The following is a 21,117-nucleotide window of genomic DNA, read 5'->3' on the forward strand; positions in this document are numbered from 1 at the left end:
GGCCCGTTCGGCCGTCCAGCCGTCCGGCCCGGGTGGCCCGTCCGGCCCGGGCGGCGTGGTGGGCGGTGTGGGCGGGTGGTGCAGAAACGTATCTCCTGGGGCTTGAGCAAAGTCTTGACGGCCCTCGGTGGCACCTCTAGGTTCGTCGCTGCAAGTTTCCGGCAAGTTACAGAAACTTCCTGCAGGCTTCACCGCTTCGGCTGCCCCCACCCAGCCACCCCCAGGAGACGACGTGGTCACCACCGCCCCCATCCGCCCCCGGCCTTCGGCCGGGGGGACCCCCAGGCCCGCCCGTGCGGCCGGCGCGCTCGCCGTATCGGCGGCGCTCGCGCTCTCGCTCGGCACTTCCCTCGGCGCCCCGGCCGCCCAGGCCGCCCCGCCCGCGAACAGCGGCAAGGACGTCACCGCCACCCTCTTCGAGTGGCGCTTCGACTCCGTCGCCCAGGCCTGCACCACCACCCTCGGCCCCAAGGGCTACGGCTTCGTCGAGGTCTCGCCGCCCCAGGAGCACATCCAGGGCCCCCAGTGGTGGACCTCCTACCAGCCCGTCGGCTACAAGATCGCCGGGCGGCTCGGCGACCGCACGTCCTTCAAGAACATGGTCGCCACCTGCCACGCGGCCGGGGTCAAGGTGATCGCCGACGCGGTGGTCAACCACATGTCGGCGGGCTCCGGCACCGGCACCGGCGGCACCGCGTACACCAAGTACAACTACCCGGGCACCTACCAGGACCAGGACTTCCACTCCTGCCGCCAGGCGATCAGCAACTACCAGGACCGCGCCAACGTGCAGAACTGCGAACTGGTCGACCTCGCGGACCTGAACACCGGCAGCGCGTACGTCCAGACCACCATCGCGCGCTACCTGGACGACCTCGCCTCGCTCGGCGTCGACGGCTACCGGATCGACGCCGCCAAGCACATCGCCGCCGCCGACCTCGCCGCGATCAAGGCCAGGATGGCCAACCCCCAGGCCTACTGGGTCCAGGAGGCCATCTACGGCGCCGGCGAGCCGGTCCAGCCCACCGAGTACACCGGCACCGGCGACGTGGACGAGTTCCGGGTCGGCACCGACCTCAAGCGGACGTTCACCACCGGCAAGCTCGCCGACCTCAACGGCTGGGGCGCCTCCTGGGGCTACCTGCCGAGCGGCCAGGCGCGCAGCTTCGTCGACAACTGGGACACCGAGCGCAACGGCTCCACCCTCAACTACACCTACGGCAACACCTACACGCTGGCCAACGTCTTCCTGCTGGCCTCGCCGTACGGCGCCCCCAACGTCTACTCCGGCTACTCCTTCACCAACAAGGACGACGGCCCGCCGAACGGCGGCACCGTCAACGCCTGCTACCAGGACGGCTGGAACTGCACCCACGCCTGGCGGCAGGTCGCCAACATGGTCGGCTTCCGCAACGCGGTGGCGGGCACCGGGGTGACCGACTGGTGGTCCAACGGCGGCAACGCGATCGCCTTCGGCCGCGGCACCAAGGGCTACGTGGCGATCAACCACGAGGGCGGCGCGATCACCCGGACCTTCCAGACCGGGCTGCCGGCCGGCACCTACTGCGACGTCCAGCACGGCGACCCGCAGCCGGGCGGCGGCTGCACCGGCCCGACGTACCAGGTGGGCGCCAACGGGCAGTTCACCGCGACGGTGGGCGCGGGCGACGCGGTCGCGCTGTACGTCCCGTCCGGCACGAGCGTCTCCGGCGCCTCGTTCAACGTCAACGCCACCACCTCGTACGGGCAGGACGTCTACGTGGTCGGCGACGCGGCCGCGCTCGGCGGCTGGGACGCGGCGAAGGCGCTGCCGCTCTCCTCGGCCGGCTACCCGGTCTGGTCGCTGGCGCTGTCGCTGCCGGCCGGCACGTCCTTCCAGTACAAGTACGTGCGCAAGGACGCGAGCGGCGCGGTGACCTGGGAGTCCGGCGCCAACCGGACGGCGACGGTGCCCTCGGGCGGGACGGTCACGCTGAACGACACCTGGCGGCCGTGAGCCGCGGGGTCCTCCCGATCCCCGCCGGCCCGTTCCGGCGGGGATCCGTCCTGGCGGGGATCCGTCCGTCACCCCCGCCCGATGTACGGCATGGCCGTGGCCAGCACGGTGGCGAACTGCACGTTGGCCTCCAGCGGCAGCTCGGCCATGTGTCGTACGGTGCGCGCCACGTCGGCCACGTCCATGGTCGGCTCGGGGGCGATCCGGCCGTCCGCCTGCCGCACGCCCGCGCCCATCGCCGCCGTCAGGTCGGTCGCCGCGTTGCCGATGTCGATCTGCCCGCAGGCGATCCGGTACGGGCGGCCGTCCAGCGACAGCGACTTGGTCAGCCCGGTGACGGCGTGCTTGGTCGCGGTGTAGGCGATCGAGTGCGGGCGCGGGGCGTGGGCGGAGACCGAGCCGTTGTTGACGATCCGGCCGCCCTGCGGGTCCTGCGCCCGCATCTGCCGGAACGCGGCCCGGGCGCAGAGGAAGGCGCCGGTCAGGTTGAGGTCGACGACGGCCCGCCAGTCCTCGACCGACAGCTCCTCCACCGGGACGGCCGGGCCGAAGGCACCGGCGTTGTTGAACAGCAGGTCCACCCGGCCGTGGCGCCCGGCGGCCGCGGCGAACAGCGCGTCCACCGCGTCCGGGTCGGTGACGTCGGTCGGCAGCACGTCGGCCGGGGCGGCGCAGAGCCGGGCGGTCTCCCGCAGCGGCCCGGGCCGCCGGCCGGCCAGCACCGTCCGCCAGCCGGCCGCGGCCAGTTCGACGGCCACGGCCCGGCCGATGCCGCTCCCGGCCCCGGTGACGACGGCGATCCGCTGGTTCATGGCACCCTCCTCGACGACTGTTCCCGGTCGGCCCGGGCCTGCCCCGGAGATCGTCCCGGATCGGGGGGCCGCCGTCACCCGGCCAAATCCCCCGAAACCCGGACGGCCCGGTCGCGGCCCGGCGGCCGCCCCCGCCGTCCGGCCCCCGCCGACCGGCGGGAGCGGTGAAGGTCTTTACCCGACCGCGAACAAACATTGGATTTCCGGTGGCCGCCGCGCAACCGGTCCACCCCGGCCCACGTCATAAGATCGCAGGAAGGCGCACCCCCGCGAGGGGCGGCGCGCCACCACTCCGGGGGACGCACCAGCGCCGTGCCCCCGGGCCTGTCCGGCCCCACCGGGGGGCCGCCGCCCGGTCAGACGGACCGGGCGCGACATCGGTCGGAGAGTCCTCACCGTGCTTAGGCAGTCGTCCCGTTCCCGCGCCGTCCTGTCCGGCGCCGCCGTGCTCGCCCTGGCCGCCTCGCTCGCGGCCTGCGGGAGTTCCGGCGGTGGGAAGGGGGACAGCGCCACGGCGAACGCCACCCCGGCCGGCGGCAGCAGTTCGGCGGGCAGCCCGAGCGCCACCGGCACCGGCTCGGCCGCGACCACGAGCGCGCCCCCGGCCGCCGCGAGCAAGGTGCTGATGCCCACCGGGCCCGCCGCCGCCCTCAGCAAGTCCCGGGACACCGGCGCCGGTCCGATCTTCATGACCAAGGTGACCGGCGCGAAGTCCGGCGTCACCGGCCAGGTCTGGGTCTGGCTGCCGCCCGAGTACAACGACCCCAAGTTCGCCAAGACCGGCTTCCCGGTGCTCACCCTGTTCGCGGGCGGCCAGAGCAACGGCTACAACACCTGGACCGACAACCAGCTGCCGATCCAGGAGGAGAACGAGCGGCTGGTCAAGGAGGGCAAGTCCCACCCGTTCATCATGATCATGCCGGTGCAGAACTTCAACAGCGACGAGAAGAACGCGCTCGACTGCTCCGACATCCCGGGCCAGCCCAAGATGGGCACCTGGATGGCCGAGGACCTCCCGGACTTCGTCCGCGCCAACTTCCGCACCGTGAAGGGCCGCGACGGCTGGGGCGTGATGGGCGCCTCCACCGGCGGCTTCTGCAGCGCCAAGCTCGCCCTCCAGTACCCGCAGGTCTACAAGGCTGCGGTGCCGATCGACGGCTACTTCGTCCCGGACTCGGGGCTGTGGAAGGGCCACGACGCCGAGCGCGCGGCCAACAACCCGGACGTGCTGGTCGCCCAGGGCAAGGCCGACGTGAGCATGCTGGTCACCGCGGGCGGCGCCAACCCGTACGAGACCAAGCTGGTCAAGAGCTGGGTGGCCAAGGCGGTGCCGCCGGTGAGCCTGGAGTACCACGAGCAGCCCGGGGGCAAGCACCTGACCTCGGACTTCAAGAAGATGATCCCGGACACCCTGGTGTGGCTCACCGCCCACCTGGCGGGGCCGGCGGCGGACTGAGGCCGCCGGCTGCTGCTGCCACCTGCTCTCACCCGTGCCGCCGGTTCCGGGACGCGTCCGCGCTCCCGGGGCCGGCGGTCCGCGCTCCCGGGGCCGGCGGTCCGCGTTCCGGGGGCCTCCCGGTGGGCTTCCGGGCGGGCTCCTCAGCGACTCCTGCCGCGGTTCCTGCCGCGGTTCCCGTCGCGCTGCCTCCGGTGGTCGCCGTACGGTCGCGCCGCCTGTTCGCAGGCCCGTGACCTGCGCGTCAATCGGACATTGATTCGCTTCTGATCGACTGCGAGCACCTTGGCTGGGGCGGTCCTCGACCGGCCGCCGCCACCCGCCGTGCCCCAAGCCGTGAAGAGAGTCCCATGCCGATCCACCTGGTGCCCCAGCTCGCCCCCACCGTGCCCGCGCAGGGCCACTCCGGATCCGCCTCGCCGGCCGCGGACGCGTACGGACGGGCCGTGGACGACGAGCCCGCCACCCTGCGGTTCGCCGGACTGCGCCTGGTGCACGCCGCGCTGCGCCGGGACCTCGCCCGGCTGCCCAACGCGCTGCGGCTGCTCCAGCCCGACGAGGACCACAAGGGCGAGGCGCTGCTGCGGCACTGGAACTTCATGACCGCGATGCTCACCTGCCACCACGAGCAGCAGGACACCCGGCTCTGGCCGATCGTCCGCCGCTTCGTGCCCGAGCTGCGGCTGCTGCTCAACTGGCTGGAGGACGACCACCACAACCTGGACCACTCCTTCACCCGGGTCACCACGCTGGTGCGGATCGCCAGCCGGGACACCGGCAGCGCCTGGCCGGTCGCGTACGCGATGGAGGACCTGGCGGCCCGGCTGGAGACCCACCTGCGGATCGAGGAGCGGCAGCTGCTGCCCCGGATGGAGCGGGTGATCACCGACGGCTCCCGGCTCGGCGGCCTGGGCGAGCTGCTGGACCTGCTGCGGCTGGCCGACGGCCCCGGTGTGGCGGACGCGCTGGCCTGGCTGCTGGAGGGCGTGGAGCCCGAGCTGGTCGAGCGACTGCTGGCCGAGTGCGACGACGACGTGGCCCGCAACTGGCCGCACTGGCACGCGACCTACCAGCGCTGCACCTCGCCGCTGTGGGGCCCGGCGGACGCTCCGGCCGTCGGCACCGGCTTCGGCTTCGACGGTCTGGGGAGCGTCGCCGACTGACCCCGGGCCGTTTTCGCGGGCCGTTGATCTACGCGCGTGGCACGGGTCGGCGGCATATGCCGGGAGCCGCGGCTCTTCGGATCCGTCGTCAACTCGCCACGCCCCCTGGGGATCCGAACCCTCGTCCTCGGGGTCGAACCGTCCCGGAGCCGCTACGCCGAGGTGCACCTCGAGCGGGACTGGCCGTCCGCCGTTGACCACCCGACTGACCACCCGCCCCGGCGCCGTGAGGGGCCCTACTCCGGCAGGCGGTTGAGCCACTCCAGCGGGGCGACCCGGATCGCCGTGTGCGGCGAGCCGTCCCATTCCGCCGGAAGCCCGACCGCCTCCAGCGCGGCGACCACCGCCCGCCCGACCTCCGCCGTCCGGCACTCCGAGGCCTCGGCCGTCTCCTCCCCGGCGCGGAACCCGCCGTAGCGCAGCATCAGCCCCCGTCCGGCGGCCGCCGCCTCGGTGTCCTGCTGGTGGAAGAAGACGAAGCCGACGGAGTCCTCCCCGGCCTCGCCGCCGATCTCCGCGTAGCCGCAGCCTGCGCAGCACGTGAAGTCCATCGCCGCGACGATGCCCTGGTCCTCCAGTGCGTCGAAGGCGTCGGCCAGCCGGTCCACGTCGGTGGTCTCCGGCCACGCCGCCTGCTCGGCCAGCCGTTCCGTCCACAGCGGAGCGACGATCCGCTCCGCCTCCTCCTGCGTCAGCCCCTGGTCGTCGAGGTCCTCGACCAGGGACTCGGCTATCTCGTCCGGCTCCTGGAAGCCGCACCGGATCAACTCGCGGGCCCGCTCCTGGGCGTCGCGCAGCACGTCGGGGGTGGGAACCGTCTCCTCGGTCATGCCGGCATCGTCGCACCCGCCACTGACAACCCCCGGCGCCCGAATATCCCCCGGCGCCCGGGGCCGCCGCGCTGCTACCGTCCGCCGGTGACCTCTCTGCTGCAACCACCGCTGATCACCCGGCTGCTGGCCGCCGAGCGCATCCTGGTCGCCGGAGCCGGCGGCGGGTTCGACGTGTACGCCGGGCTGCCGATCGCCCTCGCCCTGCGGGCCGCGGGCAAGGAGGTGCACCTGGCCAACCTCTCCTTCAGCCACCTCTACGGCCTGCCGCGCGACGTCTGGGAGGAGTCCGACGTGGCCCGGATCCGGCCGGACACCGCCGCCCCCGAGGGCTACTTCCCGGAGCGCACCCTGGCCCGCTGGCTGAACCGGCACGGGATGCCGGACACTGTCTGGGCCTTCCCGTCGGTGGGCGTGCAGCCGCTGCGCGAGGCCTACCGGGCGCTGGTGGCCCGGCTGGGCGTGGACGCGGTCCTGCTGGTGGACGGCGGCACCGACATCCTGATGCGCGGGGACGAGGTCGGACTCGGCACCCCGGAGGAGGACATGGCGAGCCTGGCCGCGGTGGCCGGGCTCACCGGGGTGCCCGAGCGGCTGGTCGCCTGCCTCGGTTTCGGCATCGACGCCCACCACGGCGTCAACCACTCGCTGGTGCTGGAGAACCTCGCCGCGATCGACCGGGCCGGCGGCTACCTCGGCGCCTTCTCGATACCGCGCGACAGCCGGGAGGGGGTGCTCTACCTGGACGCCGTCGAGCACGCCCGGGCCGCCTTCCCGGAGCACCCCAGCATCGTCAACGGCTCGGTGGCGGCGGCCCTGCGCGGCGAGTTCGGCGACGTCCGGTTCACCGAGCGGACCAAGGGCGAGCAGCTCTTCGTCAATCCGCTGATGACGCTCTACTTCGGCGTCACCGTCGAGGCGCTGGCCGCCGAGCACCGCTACCTGGACCGGCTGGAGCACACCGTGGTGACCCGCCAGATCGCCACCGTCATCGCGGAGTTCCAGGACGAGCTGCCGCGCCAGCGACCGCCCCGGCAGTTCCCGCACTGACGGGGGCCGGCGTACCGCGCTGCTCAGAACGCGGCGAGCCGGAACTCCAGGTTGCCGAACCGCACCTGGTCGCCCGGCCGGACCCGTACGCCGCCCGCTATCCGCCGCCCGTTCACGTGGGTGCCGTTGGTCGAGCCGAGGTCGTACAGCACCCAGCCGCCCTGCTCGTGCCGCAGTTCGGCGTGGTTGCGGGACACCGAGGCGTCGTGCAGCCGCAGCCCCGAACCGGGGAGCCGGCCGATCGTCAACTGCCCGGCCCCGGCCTGCGGCAGGCTCAGCCCCGGCAGCCGCTCGGTGCGCCAGGCCCGGCCCAGCCGGTCGCCGAAGGCGGACGCCCGCCCGACCGTGCGCAGCACGAAGCGCTCGACCGGCCCGCCGGTCGGCAGCCCGGCCACCGCCGCGTCCAACTCGTCGCGGCTGGTGGCCTGCAGGACGATGTCCATCCGGCCGAGGAAGGTGTCGTGCGAGAGCCGCCCGCTGCCCGCGCCGTCCCGCAGCACCCCGAGCGCCTGGTCCCGTTCGGCGTCGGAGGGCCGGACCGCGCCGGTCGGTCCGGGCGCGCCGGAGGGGAGCTCAGGAGGCGTCATGGCCGAATTGTCGGCGCGGCCGGTTCCGGCTGTCCAGACGGCGCCGTGCGCGGGCGCGGGGATCGTACGTCACGGCAGTCCAGACGCCCCTTCGGTCCGGTCGGTTCCGCGCCCGTTCGCGGGGCCGCGCCCGACGGCGTACGGACCGTCAGGCCTTGCGGGCGGCGGCCAGGATCTTCTCGGTGGTGTGCAGGAAGCGGGAGGTGACCGCGCCCCGGTAGGCCTTGCCGAACATGTCCTTGGTGACCCACTTGCCGTCCTGGAGGTGGATCACCACGTAGGCGGCCCCCGGATCGGCGCCGAGCACCTCGACGTCGCCCTTCGGCGAGCGGTGGGGAAACGTGAAGTCGGCCGGCAGGGGCTCGGAGAGGAACGCGACGACCAGCCGGACGTCCGGCGTCACCTCGACGCCCCGGAACGGCTCGGCGGCGAGCAGCTCGGCCACCTCGTCCACCGTCCGCAGCAGCACCGGCACCGGGTACCCGAGCGCCTCCTCCAGGTGCTCCTCGATCCGCCGGGCCAGCGCCGCGCGGTCCGGTTCGGCGGTGGTGAAGAAGACGTTGCCGCTCTGGATGTAGGAGCGGACGTTCTCCAGCCCGAGCTCGGCGAAGAGCGCCCGCAGCCGCTCCATCTTCACCGTCCGGCCGCCGACGTTGACGGCCCGCAGGAAGGCGATGTACGTGGTCGTGGTGGTCACCCCGCCAGTCTGGCACCCCCCACCGACACCGGCCCGGCGCCCGGTCCGCAGGGACCGGGCCGCGCGCTCCTGTCCGTCCGGTCGTCCGCGCACGGCGGCTGTCGGTGGCCGGTGCCAGACTGGCGCCATGGCTACCTGGCAGGATTTCGAGCACGAGGCCCCCGATCTGGCGCCCCTGGTCCGGGCCCGGTTCGAGGCGAACAAGCACCACGTCCTGGCGACACTGCGCAAGAACGGATCGCCCCGGGTGAGCGGCACGGAGGTCGACTTCGTCGGCGCCGACCTCTGGATCGGGTCGATGTACGGGGCGGTCAAGGCACGGGACCTCCAGCACGACGCCCGCTACGCGCTGCACGCGCACCCGGGGGACGAGACCATGGCGGGCGGGGACTCCAAGGTCTCCGGCCGGGCGATGGAGATCACCGACGAGACCGAACTCGCCGCCTTCGCCGCCGATCTGCCGGAGCCGCCGCCCGGCCCCTTCCACGCCTTCCGGCTGGAGCTCGACCAGGTGGTGCACACCACCGTGGAGGGCGACCACCTGCTGGTGTTCAACTGGCACCCCGGCCGGCCGGTCGAGCGGATCCAGGTCCACTGACCGGCCGGTTCGGCCGCAACCGCCCTACGGCAGGACGGACTTGAGGGCCTCGGGGGTCCGGGCCACGACGGCGTGGCCGTCGTCCGCGGTGATGATCGGGCGCTGGATCAGGATCGGGTGCTCGGCCATCGCCGCGATCCAGCGGTCCCGCTCACCCGCCTCCCGGGGCCAGCCCTTCATCCCCAGGTCCTTCGCGACCGGCTCGTCGGTGCGGGTGATGTCCCACGGCTCCAGGCCCAGGCGCTCCAGCACCTGCGCCAACTCGGCCGCGGTGGGCGGCTCCTCCAGGTAGCGCCGCACGGTGTACTCGACCCCGGCGGCGTCCAGCTCGCCGAGCGCGGTCCGGCACTTGCCGCAGCGCGGGTTGATCCAGATCTCCATGCCGGTCACCCTACCGAGCCCCCGGCGCCCGCCCCGGGACCCGCCGCGCCGCGGCCCCGCCCCGCGATCCGGTCCCGATCCGTTCCGCGATCCGCGCCGCGGTCCGTTCCGTACGGGAACTCCGCCGCGCCCACCGGCGGTTGACCACACAGGAAGCGTGATCTCGGGAGGGGAGCACCGCATGGACGGCGCGGCGATCATCGAACAGCTGATGACCACGGAGGTCAGGACCGACCCGTACCCGCTCTATGCCAGGGCCCACGAGCTGGGCCCGGTGGCCCCGGCCGGGGACGGCATGTTCGTGGTGAGCGGCTACGCGGCGGTCAACAAGGTGCTGCGCACGCCCGCCTTCGGCGTCGCGACCGCCGAGATGATGTCCGGCCTGGCCCCCGAGTACGCCGAACACGCCTCGCTCGCCCTGCTCGGCCGCTCGATCCTCCAGCGCAACGCCCCCGACCAGCCCCGGGTCCGCTCGCTGATCGCCTCGGTGTTCACCGCCCGCCGGGTCGCCGCGCTGCGCCCGGCCGTGGAGGCGGCGGTCGACCGGCTGCTGGACGGGATGGCCGAGCAGGGCGCCGACGGCTCGCCGGTGGACTTCATGGACGCCTTCGCCTTCCGGCTGCCGGTCGGGGTGATCTGCGAACTGCTCGGCGTCCCCGAGCAGGACCGCTACCGCTTCCGCGGCCTCGCCTCCGACCTGACCATCGCGCTGGAGATCATCCAGGACCTGGACGAGCTGGTCGCCGCCGACGAGGCCGCCGACGAGCTGGCCGGCTACTTCACCGAGCTGGCCGCCGAGCGGCTGGCCCGCCCGCAGGACGACCTGGTCACCGACCTGGCCCGGATCGCGGCCGCGGACGACGAGCGGCTCTCCGCCCAGGAGCTGCTGGCCAACCTGGTGCTGCTGCTGGTGGCCGGCTTCGAGACCACCACCAACCTGCTCGGCAACGGCCTGGCCCTGCTGTTCCGCCACCCCGAGGCGGCCGCCGGGCTGCGCAGCGGCGCGATCAGCCCGGCCGGGTTCACCGACGAGGTGCTGCGCTTCGACTCCCCGGTCCAGGCCACCGGGCGGGTCGCGCTGGAGGAGGGCCTGTCCGTCGAGGGCCTGCCGACCCCGCCCGGCAGCGAGGTGACCCTGCTGATCGGCGCGGCCAACCACGACCCGGCCCGGTACGAGCGCCCCGAGCTGTTCGACCCGACCCGCACCGACAGTCAGCCGCTCAGCTTCGGCGGCGGCACCCACTTCTGCCTGGGCTCCCAGCTGGCCCGGTTGGAGGCCGAGGTCGCGGTGCCCGCGCTGCTCGACCGCTTCCCCCGGCTGGCCCCCGGCGGCGTCCCGACCCGGCGCGACCGGCTGGTGCTGCGCGGCTTCGAGACCCTGCCGGTGACGGTCCGCTGATGGTTCGCTGACACCGTGGTGACCAGCGGCTCCGGGGACGGCGGCGGGCGGGGGCCGACGCCGCCCTCCCCGCCGTCCCCGCCCTCACTCCTCCGCGAGGCCCGCGGGCCCGGCCCACTCCCAGAGGTTCGCGAACAGCTCCGCCTGCTCCCGGGCGTCGTCCAGCGCGTGGTGAGTGTGCGGCAGGTCCGGGAGCAGCTCCGGCGGCATCGACCGCTTCCCGATCCCGGCGAACGGCACCCCGGCCCGGGCCGCGTACAGCGTCTTCAGGTCCAGGCAGCCGGAGTGCCCGAACGGGCTGGAACCGGTGAACCGCACCAGGTACCAGTAGAGGAACTGCCAGTCGTACACGGCCGGGTAGCCCACCATCACCGGCCGGTACCGCCGGCCGCCCGGCCCGCCGCGCACCCCCTCCACCCAGCGGCCGAACTCCCGCATCGCCGCCGCGGGATCGGCCCCGTCGGCCTCCAGCGCCGCCCGGTCCAGCCCCGACACCGCCAGCGCCTCCGGGTCGTACTCCGCGCTGATCGGCCGCAGCTCCCGGTAGAACGCCGCCGCGCCCGCCCCCGGCCGCCGGAACCCCTCCCCGTCGTGCCACCCGGCCACCGCGGCCCCGAAGCTCACCATCGAGTACGGCCCCGGGATCGGCCCGTCCGCCTCCACGTCCACCGACACGTACACCGTCGGCGTTTCCTTCACCCTGCGTCCCATGCGCCCCATCCAACCGGGCCCGGCAACCGCTTTTCCGCGCCGTCCCGCCCGTCGGCACGAGCGGGGCCCGGCGCCCGGTCCCCGACGCCCGGTCACCCGGAGCCCGGTCACCCGGACGGCCCTGTCGGGGTGCCCCCGGGAACGGGAGTGCGCAGGCTGCTGGCAACGACCGGGCCCGACCGGGCCCCGGGACACGAGCACGGGAGGACGAGATCGACGGAACCGGGACGGCGGACACCGGCGCGGGAGCCGGCGGTGCGACGCTGCTCGCCCGCTGCGCGCTGGTGGCGGCGGTGGCGGCCGTGGGGGTGCTGCTGTTCGCGCTGGGGGAGGGCGGCCTGCTGGTGCTGGCGGCGGGGCTGGTCGGACTGGCCGTCTGGGCCGCCGGCGTCTGGTGGTTCCTGGCCTACCGGGGCCCGGTCCGGGCGTTCGGGCTGCTCGTCGCGGTCGCTGCGCCGGTCGCGGTGCTGGTGCTCTTCGCCCACCACCGGCTCTGGCTGACGGCGCTGGTCCTCGTCCTGATCTGGGGTGCCGCGCTGGCCTTCGCCCGCGCGGCGCTGCGCCGGGCCCGCCCGGAACCACCGATGCGGGCGAGCACCGCGCCCCGGCGGCAGCGGCCGGTCCTGATCATGAACCCGAAGTCCGGCGGCGGGAAGGTCGGCCGCTTCGGCCTGGTCGAGCGGGCGGAGGAACTGGGCGCCCGGGTGATCCTGCTCGATCCCGCCGCCCCCGCCGACGTCGCCGCGCTGGCCCGTACGGCCGTGGCCGAGGGCGCGGACCTGCTCGGCGTGGCGGGCGGTGACGGCACCCAGGCGCTGGTCGCGGCCGTCGCCGCCGAGCACGACCTGCCGTTCCTGGTGGTCCCGGCCGGCACCCGCAACCACTTCGCCATGGACCTCGGCCTCGACCGCACCGACCCCGCCCGCGGCCTGGACGCGCTGACCGACGGCGAGGAACTGCGGGTCGACCTCGGCGAGGTGGCCGGCCGGCCCTTCGTCAACACCGTCTCCTTCGGGGTGTACGCCGACGTCGTGCAGCGCCCCGAGTACCGCGACGACAAGGCCGGTACGGCGCTGAGCCTGCTGCCGGACCTGCTGGTCGGCGAGGGCGTCCGGCGGGTCGACGCCCGGGCCGACGCCACCGCGCTCACCGCCCAGCAGGCGCTGCTGGTCAGCAACAACCCGTACGGCTCGACCGACGAGCTCGGCATCGACGGCCGCCGCCCCCGGCTCGACGCCGGCCGGCTCGGCGTGCTGGGCATCCGGGTGGAGGGCGCGGCGCAGGCCGCGGACCTGGTCGTGCGCGGCACGCAGTCCACCGGGTTGACGGCGCTGACCGCGGGGCGGGTGGAGGTGACCGCGGACGGGGGCGAGATCCCGGTGGCGGTCGACGGCGAGGCGCTGCGGATGCCCGTACCGGTCGTGTGCACGCTGCACCCGCGGGCCCTGCGGGTTCTGGTGCCGCGCGACCGCCCGGGCGTCCCCGCCCCCGTACCGCCCGTCACCTGGCGCCGGCTGACCGCCCTCGCCCGCGGCCGCACCGACGGCGGCTCCGCCCCGACCGCCGAGGAGCCGAGCCGTGACTGACCCTCACCACGACGCGGCCCGGCCCGCTCCCGCCCCCTCTTCTCCCACGGAGGCGGTGCTCACCGACCTGCGGGCGCTGGACGGGGCCGTCTACGCGGCCGTCGCCGGCACGCCCACCCCGACCCTGGACTCCGCACTGCGCCGGCTCTCCCGGGCCGCCGACCGCTCGAAGATCTCGCTGACCGTCGCCGCGCTGCTCGCCCTGCGGCCCGGCCGCCCGCGGCAGGCGGCGGTGGCCGGGGTGGGCGCGGTGGCGCTGGCCTCGGTGGCGGCGAACCTGGTCGGCAAACAGCTGGTCCGCCGCCCCCGCCCCGACCGCGAGCTGGCCCGGGTCGCCGTCGGCCGGCAGGTGCCGATGCCGGAGTCGGCCTCCTTCCCGTCCGGGCACACGGCCTCGGCGACGGCCTTCGCCACCGCGGTCGGCGTGCTGCTGCCCCCGATGGCGGTGCCACTCGGCGCGCTGGCGGCCGCCGTCGGCTACTCCCGCATCCACACCGGCGTCCACTACCCGGGCGACGTCGCGGCCGGCGCCCTCCTCGGCTTCGCTGCCGCCGTCGCCTCCCTGACCGCCGTCCGCACCGTCCCCCCACCCCTCCCGGACTGACCCCTCCCCGGCCCGCCCGCGCCCGACAACCTGGCCAATCCCCTTCCCGCCACCGTCGTCGGTACGGCGATCAGCGGCACTCGTTCGGTGGTAGGGGCCGTCCGGTGGGAGACTTCGTCCGCTCCCGGGGCATCCGGGTCTACCTGGCGTACTGGTTCGCCGCGCTGCTCACCACCGCCGTCGTGGTGGTGTGGCCGCTGGTGCGCCATCCGCTCCCCTCGGAACAGGTGCTCGCCAACCTGACGATGTTCCAGGAGGGGCTCGGCATCAAGGACGTCGACGCCGTCTAGCTGGATCCTCTCAGTCTTCTTCACCATCCAGCACCAGAAGGAGGTGAACCCCTACCCGGTTGGCCTGAGCTGCCGACCTGGCCCGCCGTACTGCTGACCACCCTCTCCTACCTCGTCATGATCGTGGTGACGCTGGGCTGGGGTGCGCGGATCCAGTGGCGCTGGCTCACCTTCGCCGGTGCCCTCACCTACCCGCGCTACCTCCTCCACGAGACCATGGGCCGGACCGCCCTGCGCGCCCTCCACGACCGCGACGTCAAGCCCTGGACGGCGGTCGCCGTCGTCACCGGCGGCATGCTGGTCACCGCCTGGCTGGTCCACCGGCTCATCGAGAAGCCCCTGACCCCGCGCGTCAAGACCGGCATGACCAGGAGCATCGACCAGCTCCGCGCCGCCACGTATCCGCGCGGGCCGGAGGGTCTGGCGCGTGGCGCCTACTGCCCCGGGGGCTCCGGGATGCGCCAGGTGATCAGGAAGCGTTCCGATGGAGGCTGGCCAGGCCGGCCGACCGGAATCATGCTCTTCACGAGGTAGCCGAAGACCTGGTGCTGAGCCTCCTCGGAGATCTCGTCCCAGGTGTCCGGGGTCAGGGTCATCACCTCGCGCACCAGGCTGTGGTCGGCCTCGGCGCGCAGCATCTCGAGGCGGTCCTCGCGGTCCATCGTGTTGTCGGCGTGCATGGCCCGGATCGAGGCCGGGAGCAGGTTCGGCTCCGCGCGCAGACGTCGGACAATCTCCTGGCAGACGTAGCGGAAGCCGAGGTGCATCTCCAGCGCCTCGTAGTCCGGGCCCTGGTAACCGTAGGGCGAGCCGCTTCCTGCCCCTATGTAGTCGCCCTTGAGGATGCGCAGCAGAGCGCGCAGGGCGAACTCCGCGCCGTGCTCCTCGATGAGTCGGACGCCGGAGCTGACCCAGTCGTCCTCCGTCAGCAGGGGCTCGTGCGGAACAGCGAGGGACGGGTGGATCTCGACGGCGTTGAACGGATTCAGCAGCATTCCGGCGACCAACTCTGGTGTCCACTCCCCGTTCTCGCCGCCCCAGCCGTGCAGCGTCAGCTCCCGGGCGGACCTCATGGTGCCCGCCTCACCTGAGTGCACCGCCCGCCACAGCCGCTGGAACCGCCGGACCTCGCCCTGCTGGTCCCTGGGCGGGTTGCACTGGTCGGCCAGCACCGCGACGATCGCCTGGACCGTGTCCCACTTCGGTACGTGGCGTCCGTTGAGAGCGGTGCGGACGCCTTCGTGGCTGGGACAGCCGGGGAGGTCGGGCCGCGTCGCGATCAGGGCGCTGATCCTGCGCGAACTCATTTTCCCGGCCGCGCACTGCAGTTCTTGCAAGGAACGGACCAGCTCCTGGTGTGGGCCGGTCAGTTGGTGGGATGGAGTGGCTGTCACGGCTCGACAGACCGCCTTCCTGGGCCAGATACCGGACGACCGCACGATCCTGCTTCGGCGGCTGCCAAGTTTCGCCAGACTTTTAGGGAGAGTGACTGCCAGAATGGTGACAGGTGGTTGGCGACGGTGTCGAGGATGGGCGTACGCGCCGGACCGCGGCCGCGTCCCGTCCCCGAGGAGCCACACCTGTGCACATTCCCACCTATGCCCGGGCCGCGATCCGCTCCGCCCTGCCGCTGGTACCCACTTCGCGTCAAGTTGGCGCGCTGGACTGCTGCTTGTGCGACCAGCCGTTCGACGGCCGGGCAACCGTCCCGCTCGGGCCGACTCCGACCACGGGTCTGTTCGGGTGTCGGGACTGTCTGACCCGGCTCGTGAAACGGGCCCGTCGGCTTCGCGACAGCACGCTCGCCCAGGAGGCCGACTTGACATGCTCGCAGTCGACGGCGTGGACCGTGACCCGCCTACGCCACCTGGCCTCCCTCGAACACGTGAGGCGGGCTGCGGAGGCCGTGACAGGTCTCGCCGAGGACGATGGCATCGAACCGCTCGAGGTGGCATGGCTGCTGGTGTCGCTGGAGTCGGCACACGCATGGACCATCGAGGGCGCTCCCCGGCCGCCTGGATCCGAGCCGGCGGATGAGGAACTCCAGGAGTCGGGTTTCCGACTCTCGCTGGAGATGATCTCCGCTCGTGAGGCCGTGGCGCGACGCCTCGTCTACCACCTGATCAACGAAGCCGCGCTGCCGGAGCCGGAGTTCTGTGTGGACATGGAGTGCTCGGAGTCCTGCTCCGGCCGCCACGACAGCGAGCACATCGATTGCGGACCGGACGCCGTATTCGAGGACTTGGCCCGTCACGGTGTCGAGCTGGAACGCCCCGACGTCTTTCCGCCGCCGCGGCGCAGACCGCCGGTTGAGGAGGAGCTGCCGCTCACCGGCTACGACGGCGACCCGGACGAACTGGTGGCGAAGGTGCTGGCGCACTTCGGACTCGACCATGAGAACACCGAGGTTCTTGTCAACGCAGCCGCAGTCGGACTGGTGGCGGACGTCTGGCGAGACGGTCCGTTGGACGCGATTCACGCCGCCGGCGCCGGGCCGTCCGATGGCGAGATCTTCGCCCAGAGCGTTGACCTTTACCGGACGGCTCGCGCGGCCCTGCTCGCTGCCCGGGACGACGGACCGGGGGAGCTGGTCGTGTTCCAGGCGATCGCCTCCGACGTACGGCTGCGGTGGGCGGGCGGTTCCCCCTTCACCCTGATGGCCTGCGGAGAGCCCACCGAGGAGTTCTGCCAGGACGTTTACAACCGGATCTGGTTCACAGGCAAGCAGATGAAGGAACTGGGCTGGCGGACCGCGTTGATGCACTGTGCGATGTCGGCTGCGGTCAGGGCCTCGGGTCACTTCGGCATGCCGGGCTGGACTGCGGTCGCGGACGCCGCCCTGCGGAGGATTGGCGTACTGGACCGGACGGGCGCGCCCAGGACGCTGCACGACCTCGTAGGCGTCGAATCCGCGCTCCGGGAAGCACCGGACCGACTGGGCGCGGACGCGCTCGAATGGCTCTGCCGTCGGGGCGTGTTCGCCCCGGAAGCGGACGTGCCGCGGTGAACTGGGACGACATCACCGTCGGCATCCTCGCGGCCTTCGGATGCGTCATACTCGTGCTCGCCCAGATCCGAGAGGTTCTGGCCAAATTGCCCGAACTCATCCGGGCCTGGCGCCGGGTGCGACAGGAACTCGCGGCCCCGATACCAGGCCCCGGCGGGCACGACAGCGAGTCGGACACCAGCACCGGATGAGCCTGCCGGTCACCTCTGGTACCCCCCCCGGGGCCTCCGCATCGGAGCCGTCGTGGAATTGGGTCACTCGGCATACCGCCGCTGTGCGGGCGCTAAATCACCCAGCACCCGAAGCGCGCCGATTGAGAGGTCGGAGGACCGCAACGGCCCTGACACCGCACAAGGTGACGGTCACCGGCATCCGTTCCGCCCGGCTCTGGTGACCGCCCCGTCCCTACCGTTCCGGACAGTCCAGTCCCTGGGGCACCTCCGAGATGTCGACCCCACCCAGGAGCCTTGCCGCATGGGCTGCCCCATTCTCAACGTCGTCCGGATGAATCAGGGAATCGGGGATGTTCAACCCACGCATGAAGGCTTTCACCGAGATGTTGTATGCCTGTCCCGTGGTGGTCACCGGACAGGGAAACGATCCCTCTCTGATCGCCCGCCGGGCGGCGGCCTCGGAGATTCCCAACGCTGCCGCAGCCTCTCGGATTCCGATGGACGAGGGAAGGAGGTCCGAGACCCGATAGTAGTGATTCCGGTCCGGGGTGGCCCCATGGGATCGCTCGTCCTCACCTGGTGCCGGAAGGGGGCCGTCGGAGAAGCGGCCGGACCGGACGCTGTCGTGGAAGATCATCGTACGGCCCATGCAATTGTTTTCGTAAAGCCAGGATCCGTACTGCTCGCCGCGGATGATCGCGGCCATGTCGGGCGCTTGCGCATCCGAAACCCTGATGAAAGGGGTTTCGTCCCGTGCTGAGGCCCTGCTTGGTGCGGCAGGCGGACGGAACGACTCCACATCGTATTTGAGAGTTTCATGCATACTGACCTTCGCCCGGGCGTAGGCGGTGGAAAACGCAGATTTCACCATGGCTCCCCGGACCGCCTTTGGGGGGAATCCCCGCTCGGTCTCCACCCATGTCGCGATCGCCGTTTCCACCATGTCCGACTGAATCTCTTCCCGGTCGGCATAGTATTCCCGCGAGATCCTCCAGGGCCTCGCGCGGAGGACGGGGGAGAGGCAGTCCAGAACTGCCATCTTCCACCTGTCGTCGTTGTCCATGTCGCAGAGCCTCCCCAGTGCTACCATGGATTCCCAGATGTGGGACCGGCTCCCCGATGATGATTTGATGCCGGAAGCGACAGCAGATTTTCGGAATGTGCTGTAGTCCGGGTGTTGCTTCACCGGGCAATCCCGAATGTCCTGGAGATGGACGCAGACCGGCCCATTGCCCAGAGTTTTCTCGACATAACGGTGGATTCGGTCGAAGATGTCAGGCATTCTCCACGCTCCATTTCGGAACTGTAGGTTCGAAGAGAGCATGGCGGCTGGAGGTGGTGAACACCTGATTTCAGTTCTCGATTGACCCAATCGAGTGAAAGATGTTTAGTGTTGATGCCCTCGGGGCCAGATTGCCGTGGCCCGAGGGCCTTCGACACGAGTCAGCCGCAAAGCGTTTCCGCAGGTCAGCGAGGTGCTGACCTGCGGAAACGATGAGCGGGCCGGAGGGCGGTCTAGAGGTCGTAGTAGAGCTCGAACTCGTGGGGGTGGGGGCGGAGGGCGATCGGGGCGATCTCGTTGGTGCGCTTGTAGTCGATCCAGGTCTCGATCAGGTCCGGGGTGAAGACGTTGCCGGCGAGGAGGTACTCGTGGTCGGCTTCCAGGGCGTCCAGGACGGCGGGGAGGGAGGACGGGACCTGGGGGACGTTGGCGTGCTCCTCGGGGGCCAGCTCGTAGAGGTCCTTGTCGACCGGCTCCAGCGGCTCGGTCTTGTTGCGGATGCCGTCGAGGCCGGCCATCAGCATCGCGGCGAAGGCCAGGTAGGGGTTGGAGGCCGGGTCCGGGGCGCGGAACTCGATGCGCTTGGCCTTGGCGTTGGAGCCGGTGATCGGGATGCGGATCGCGGCGGAGCGGTTGCGCTGCGAGTAGACCAGGTTGACCGGCGCCTCGAAGCCCGGCACCAGGCGGTGGTAGGAGTTCACCGAGGGGTTGGTGAACGCCAGCAGCGACGGGGCGTGCCGCAGCAGGCCGCCGATGTAGTAGCGGGCGGTGTCGGAGAGTCCGGCGTAGCCCTGCTCGTCGTAGAAGAGCGGGGTGCCCTCGCTCCACAGCGACTGGTGGACGTGCATGCCCGAGCCGTTGTCGCCGAAGATCGGCTTCGGCATGAAGGTGGCGGTCTTGCCGTTGCGCCAGGCGACGTTCTTGATGATGTACTTGAACAGCATCAGATCGTCGGCGGCGTGCAGCAGGGTGTTGAACCGGTAGTTGATCTCGGCCTGGCCGGCGGTGCCGACCTCGTGGTGCTGGCGCTCGACCTCCAGCCCGGCCTTGGCGAGCTCCAGCGACATCTCGGCGCGCAGGTCGGCGAAGTGGTCGACCGGCGGGACGGGGAAGTACCCGCCCTTGTACTTGACCTTGTAGCCGCGCACGTCGCCCTCGGCGGCGCCGGTGTTCCAGGCGCCGGCCTCCGAGTCGATGTGGTAGAAGGACGCGTTGGCGCTGGTCTCGAAGCGGACCGAGTCGAAGACGTAGAACTCGGCCTCGGGCCCGAAGTACGCGGTGTCGGCGATGCCGGAGGAGGCGAGGTAGGCCTCGGCCTTCCTGGCGACGTTGCGCGGGTCGCGGCTGTACGCCTCGCCGGTGACCGGGTCCTGGATGAAGAAGTTGATGTTGAGGTGCTTCTCGGCCCGGAAGGGGTCGAGGCGGGCCGTGGCGAGGTCCGGCACCAGGGCCATGTCGGACTCGTGGATGGCCTGGAAGCCGCGGATCGACGAGCCGTCGAACATCAGGATCTCGGACGGGTCGAAGGTCGCCGCAGGTACGGAGAAGTGCTGCAAGACGCCCGGCAGGTCGCAGAAACGGACGTCGACGAACTTCACGTCGTTGTCCTGGATGAACTGCTTCACTTCGGCGGCGTTGTTGAACATCCATCCTCCTCGGCGTGCGAATGGGGCTCACCATAGGAATGGGTCGTTTCCAATCGGTGACCCGCTCGTTTCCTAGATGTTAACCACGGTCGCCGGACGGGCGGCAAAGACGTACGGGACGGTACAAATCGCCCCGCCCAGCTGGGCACCCTTCCGCAAGTGGTCTGGACCACTCGGAAAGCCCCGGAACGGCGATTCACCCGGTCGGGGGTGATGCCCGGGCCGGAGGGGAGCCGGTGGCGGCGCACGCCGTCAGCCCGGTTAGTGTGGATTCGTGGACACCAGAGAAGCGTTGGGATCGTGGATCGACGGCCCCCGGGCGGCCGCCGAGAAGATGGGCGCCGACTTCGGCTACCGCGGCGAGCGCCTCGGGCTGCCCAAGGAGGGCCCCGGCTCGATCGCCGGCCCCGGCCGACGGATCGGCGCCCTGTTCGTGGACGGCTGGCTGGTCGCCCTGATCGCGTACGGGCTGCTCGCCCGCGGCGACCAGGCCGAGGCCAACCTGTGGACCAGCCCGCTGTACTTCCTGGTCGCGTCCCTGCTGCTGGCCACCACCGGCACGACGGTCGGCAAGCGGCTGTTCGGCCTCCGGGTGGTCCGCCTGGACGGCCGCCGCGCGACCATCCCGCAGGTCCTGCTGCGCACCCTGCTGCTCTGCCTGGTGGTCCCGCCGCTGGTCTGGGACCGCGACACCCGCGGCCTGCACGACAAGGCGGTCGGCACCGTCGAGGTCCGGATCTAGGGTCCTAGGGTCCTAGGGGTCGTCTTCAAAGGTGATCAAGTGATGAGAGATCATGTCGGTCATGGTGCGTCGTCATGAGCTTTCGGATGCCGAGTGGGCGGTGTTGT

The 21,117-nt window shown here is 72.0% G+C and carries 22 protein-coding genes; 13 read left to right on the forward strand and 9 right to left on the reverse strand.

The features are described 5' to 3' along the window. Positions 1–250: 250 nt before the first annotated feature. Positions 251–1,996, forward strand: a complete 1,746-nt coding sequence (locus ABZW03_RS07880) for a carbohydrate-binding module family 20 domain-containing protein (protein WP_355253734.1) — start codon at positions 251–253, stop codon at positions 1,994–1,996. A 68-nt stretch (positions 1,997–2,064) separates the two neighbouring features. Here ABZW03_RS07880 and ABZW03_RS07885 read toward each other — a convergent pair whose 3' ends face one another. Then, complete coding sequence (locus tag ABZW03_RS07885; protein WP_355253695.1) at positions 2,065–2,808, reverse strand: SDR family oxidoreductase; 744 nt, start codon at positions 2,806–2,808, stop codon at positions 2,065–2,067. A gap of 397 nt (positions 2,809–3,205) precedes the next feature. On the opposite strand from ABZW03_RS07885, the gene ABZW03_RS07890 reads away from it, so the two are divergent. Further along, positions 3,206–4,264 (forward strand): alpha/beta hydrolase-fold protein, encoded by a 1,059-nt coding sequence (locus tag ABZW03_RS07890; RefSeq protein ID WP_355253697.1) that lies wholly within the window; start codon positions 3,206–3,208, stop codon positions 4,262–4,264. A gap of 350 nt (positions 4,265–4,614) precedes the next feature. Beyond that, a complete protein-coding gene (locus ABZW03_RS07895) occupies positions 4,615–5,427 on the forward strand; it encodes a hemerythrin domain-containing protein (protein ID WP_355253699.1) in 813 nt (270 codons plus the stop codon). Between the two features lie 236 nt (positions 5,428–5,663). On the opposite strand, the gene ABZW03_RS07900 is transcribed toward ABZW03_RS07895, so the two are convergent. Continuing rightward, positions 5,664–6,257 carry a hypothetical protein gene (locus tag ABZW03_RS07900; RefSeq protein WP_355253701.1) on the reverse strand — a complete coding sequence of 198 codons (594 nt, stop codon included), beginning with the start codon at positions 6,255–6,257 and terminating at the stop codon, positions 5,664–5,666. 87 nt (positions 6,258–6,344) lie between these two features. Here ABZW03_RS07900 and ABZW03_RS07905 point away from each other — a divergent pair, with 87 nt between their 5' ends. Further along, the gene (locus ABZW03_RS07905; RefSeq protein WP_355253703.1) at positions 6,345–7,307 is read left to right on the forward strand and encodes a DUF1152 domain-containing protein; all 963 of its coding nucleotides are present in this window, start codon (positions 6,345–6,347) and stop codon (positions 7,305–7,307) included. Positions 7,308–7,330: 23 nt separating this feature from the next. Here ABZW03_RS07905 and ABZW03_RS07910 read toward each other — a convergent pair whose 3' ends face one another. Together ABZW03_RS07910 and ABZW03_RS07915 are read right to left on the reverse strand one after the other, a co-directional pair. Continuing rightward, positions 7,331–7,894 carry a DUF1707 and FHA domain-containing protein gene (locus tag ABZW03_RS07910; protein WP_355253705.1) on the reverse strand — a complete coding sequence of 188 codons (564 nt, stop codon included), beginning with the start codon at positions 7,892–7,894 and terminating at the stop codon, positions 7,331–7,333. Positions 7,895–8,042: 148 nt separating this feature from the next. Continuing rightward, positions 8,043–8,591 carry a DUF1697 domain-containing protein gene (locus tag ABZW03_RS07915; RefSeq protein ID WP_355253707.1) on the reverse strand — a complete coding sequence of 183 codons (549 nt, stop codon included), beginning with the start codon at positions 8,589–8,591 and terminating at the stop codon, positions 8,043–8,045. Positions 8,592–8,718: 127 nt separating this feature from the next. On the opposite strand from ABZW03_RS07915, the gene ABZW03_RS07920 reads away from it, so the two are divergent. After that, on the forward strand, positions 8,719–9,189 hold the full coding sequence (locus tag ABZW03_RS07920; protein ID WP_355253709.1) for a pyridoxamine 5'-phosphate oxidase family protein: 471 nt from the start codon (positions 8,719–8,721) through the stop codon (positions 9,187–9,189). 24 nt (positions 9,190–9,213) lie between these two features. On the opposite strand, the gene ABZW03_RS07925 is transcribed toward ABZW03_RS07920, so the two are convergent. Beyond that, on the reverse strand, positions 9,214–9,570 hold the full coding sequence (locus ABZW03_RS07925) for an arsenate reductase family protein (RefSeq protein WP_355253710.1): 357 nt from the start codon (positions 9,568–9,570) through the stop codon (positions 9,214–9,216). Between the two features lie 181 nt (positions 9,571–9,751). On the opposite strand from ABZW03_RS07925, the gene ABZW03_RS07930 reads away from it, so the two are divergent. Further along, the gene (locus tag ABZW03_RS07930) at positions 9,752–10,969 is read left to right on the forward strand and encodes a cytochrome P450 (RefSeq protein ID WP_355253712.1); all 1,218 of its coding nucleotides are present in this window, start codon (positions 9,752–9,754) and stop codon (positions 10,967–10,969) included. Between the two features lie 84 nt (positions 10,970–11,053). On the opposite strand, the gene ABZW03_RS07935 is transcribed toward ABZW03_RS07930, so the two are convergent. Then, positions 11,054–11,680 carry an exonuclease gene (locus tag ABZW03_RS07935; RefSeq protein WP_355253714.1) on the reverse strand — a complete coding sequence of 209 codons (627 nt, stop codon included), beginning with the start codon at positions 11,678–11,680 and terminating at the stop codon, positions 11,054–11,056. 212 nt (positions 11,681–11,892) lie between these two features. On the opposite strand from ABZW03_RS07935, the gene ABZW03_RS07940 reads away from it, so the two are divergent. From ABZW03_RS07940 to ABZW03_RS07955, 4 genes are all read left to right on the forward strand, one after another. Then, positions 11,893–13,266 carry a diacylglycerol kinase family protein gene (locus ABZW03_RS07940; RefSeq protein WP_355253736.1) on the forward strand — a complete coding sequence of 458 codons (1,374 nt, stop codon included), beginning with the start codon at positions 11,893–11,895 and terminating at the stop codon, positions 13,264–13,266. After that, positions 13,259–13,870, forward strand: a complete 612-nt coding sequence (locus ABZW03_RS07945) for a phosphatase PAP2 family protein (RefSeq protein WP_355253716.1) — start codon at positions 13,259–13,261, stop codon at positions 13,868–13,870. Before ABZW03_RS07940 ends, ABZW03_RS07945 begins: the two co-directional genes overlap by 8 nt. A gap of 104 nt (positions 13,871–13,974) precedes the next feature. Then, positions 13,975–14,160, forward strand: coding sequence for a hypothetical protein (locus tag ABZW03_RS07950; protein WP_355253718.1), 186 nt, complete (start codon positions 13,975–13,977; stop codon positions 14,158–14,160). A 117-nt stretch (positions 14,161–14,277) separates the two neighbouring features. Then, positions 14,278–14,694 carry a hypothetical protein gene (locus ABZW03_RS07955; protein ID WP_355253720.1) on the forward strand — a complete coding sequence of 139 codons (417 nt, stop codon included), beginning with the start codon at positions 14,278–14,280 and terminating at the stop codon, positions 14,692–14,694. On the opposite strand, the gene ABZW03_RS07960 is transcribed toward ABZW03_RS07955, so the two are convergent. Continuing rightward, complete coding sequence (locus tag ABZW03_RS07960) at positions 14,595–15,467, reverse strand: hypothetical protein (RefSeq protein WP_355253722.1); 873 nt, start codon at positions 15,465–15,467, stop codon at positions 14,595–14,597. The genes ABZW03_RS07955 and ABZW03_RS07960 overlap by 100 nt on opposite strands. Before the next feature lie 275 nt (positions 15,468–15,742). Here ABZW03_RS07960 and ABZW03_RS07965 point away from each other — a divergent pair, with 275 nt between their 5' ends. Further along, positions 15,743–17,167 carry a hypothetical protein gene (locus tag ABZW03_RS07965; protein ID WP_355253724.1) on the forward strand — a complete coding sequence of 475 codons (1,425 nt, stop codon included), beginning with the start codon at positions 15,743–15,745 and terminating at the stop codon, positions 17,165–17,167. Next, entirely contained in the window at positions 17,164–17,358 is a 195-nt protein-coding gene (locus ABZW03_RS07970; RefSeq protein WP_355253726.1) for a hypothetical protein, read from the forward strand. The genes ABZW03_RS07965 and ABZW03_RS07970 overlap by 4 nt, the downstream gene beginning before the upstream one ends. 214 nt (positions 17,359–17,572) lie before the next feature. Here the strand turns inward: ABZW03_RS07970 and ABZW03_RS07975 are convergent, their stop codons facing one another. Together ABZW03_RS07975 and glnA are read right to left on the reverse strand one after the other, a co-directional pair. After that, the gene (locus tag ABZW03_RS07975) at positions 17,573–18,622 is read right to left on the reverse strand and encodes a hypothetical protein (protein ID WP_355253728.1); all 1,050 of its coding nucleotides are present in this window, start codon (positions 18,620–18,622) and stop codon (positions 17,573–17,575) included. A gap of 233 nt (positions 18,623–18,855) precedes the next feature. Continuing rightward, positions 18,856–20,268 carry a type I glutamate--ammonia ligase gene (glnA, locus tag ABZW03_RS07980; RefSeq protein WP_355253730.1) on the reverse strand — a complete coding sequence of 471 codons (1,413 nt, stop codon included), beginning with the start codon at positions 20,266–20,268 and terminating at the stop codon, positions 18,856–18,858. A gap of 274 nt (positions 20,269–20,542) precedes the next feature. Between glnA and ABZW03_RS07985 the strand changes: the two genes are divergently transcribed. Beyond that, a complete protein-coding gene (locus ABZW03_RS07985; RefSeq protein ID WP_355253732.1) occupies positions 20,543–21,010 on the forward strand; it encodes an RDD family protein in 468 nt (155 codons plus the stop codon). The last annotated feature ends 107 nt before the right edge of the window (positions 21,011–21,117 follow it).

Source organism: Kitasatospora sp. NPDC004799 (assembly GCF_040609095.1).
GTDB lineage: Bacteria > Actinomycetota > Actinomycetes > Streptomycetales > Streptomycetaceae > Kitasatospora.

Bases quoted from the DNA above. Each gene is read 5' to 3' on its own strand.
- ABZW03_RS07930 (WP_355253712.1), top strand. From the start codon at position 9,752: ATGGACGGCGCGGCGATCATCGAACAGCTGATGACCACGGAGGTCAGG.
- glnA (WP_355253730.1), bottom strand. From the start codon at position 20,268: ATGTTCAACAACGCCGCCGAAGTGAAGCAGTTCATCCAGGACAACGAC.
- ABZW03_RS07910 (WP_355253705.1), bottom strand. From the start codon at position 7,894: ATGACGCCTCCTGAGCTCCCCTCCGGCGCGCCCGGACCGACCGGCGCG.
- ABZW03_RS07960 (WP_355253722.1), bottom strand. From the start codon at position 15,467: ATGAGTTCGCGCAGGATCAGCGCCCTGATCGCGACGCGGCCCGACCTC.
- ABZW03_RS07920 (WP_355253709.1), top strand. From the start codon at position 8,719: ATGGCTACCTGGCAGGATTTCGAGCACGAGGCCCCCGATCTGGCGCCC.
- ABZW03_RS07935 (WP_355253714.1), bottom strand. From the start codon at position 11,680: ATGGGACGCAGGGTGAAGGAAACGCCGACGGTGTACGTGTCGGTGGAC.
- ABZW03_RS07900 (WP_355253701.1), bottom strand. From the start codon at position 6,257: ATGACCGAGGAGACGGTTCCCACCCCCGACGTGCTGCGCGACGCCCAG.
- ABZW03_RS07925 (WP_355253710.1), bottom strand. From the start codon at position 9,570: ATGGAGATCTGGATCAACCCGCGCTGCGGCAAGTGCCGGACCGCGCTC.
- ABZW03_RS07895 (WP_355253699.1), top strand. From the start codon at position 4,615: ATGCCGATCCACCTGGTGCCCCAGCTCGCCCCCACCGTGCCCGCGCAG.
- ABZW03_RS07885 (WP_355253695.1), bottom strand. From the start codon at position 2,808: ATGAACCAGCGGATCGCCGTCGTCACCGGGGCCGGGAGCGGCATCGGC.
- ABZW03_RS07975 (WP_355253728.1), bottom strand. From the start codon at position 18,622: ATGCCTGACATCTTCGACCGAATCCACCGTTATGTCGAGAAAACTCTG.
- ABZW03_RS07955 (WP_355253720.1), top strand. From the start codon at position 14,278: ATGATCGTGGTGACGCTGGGCTGGGGTGCGCGGATCCAGTGGCGCTGG.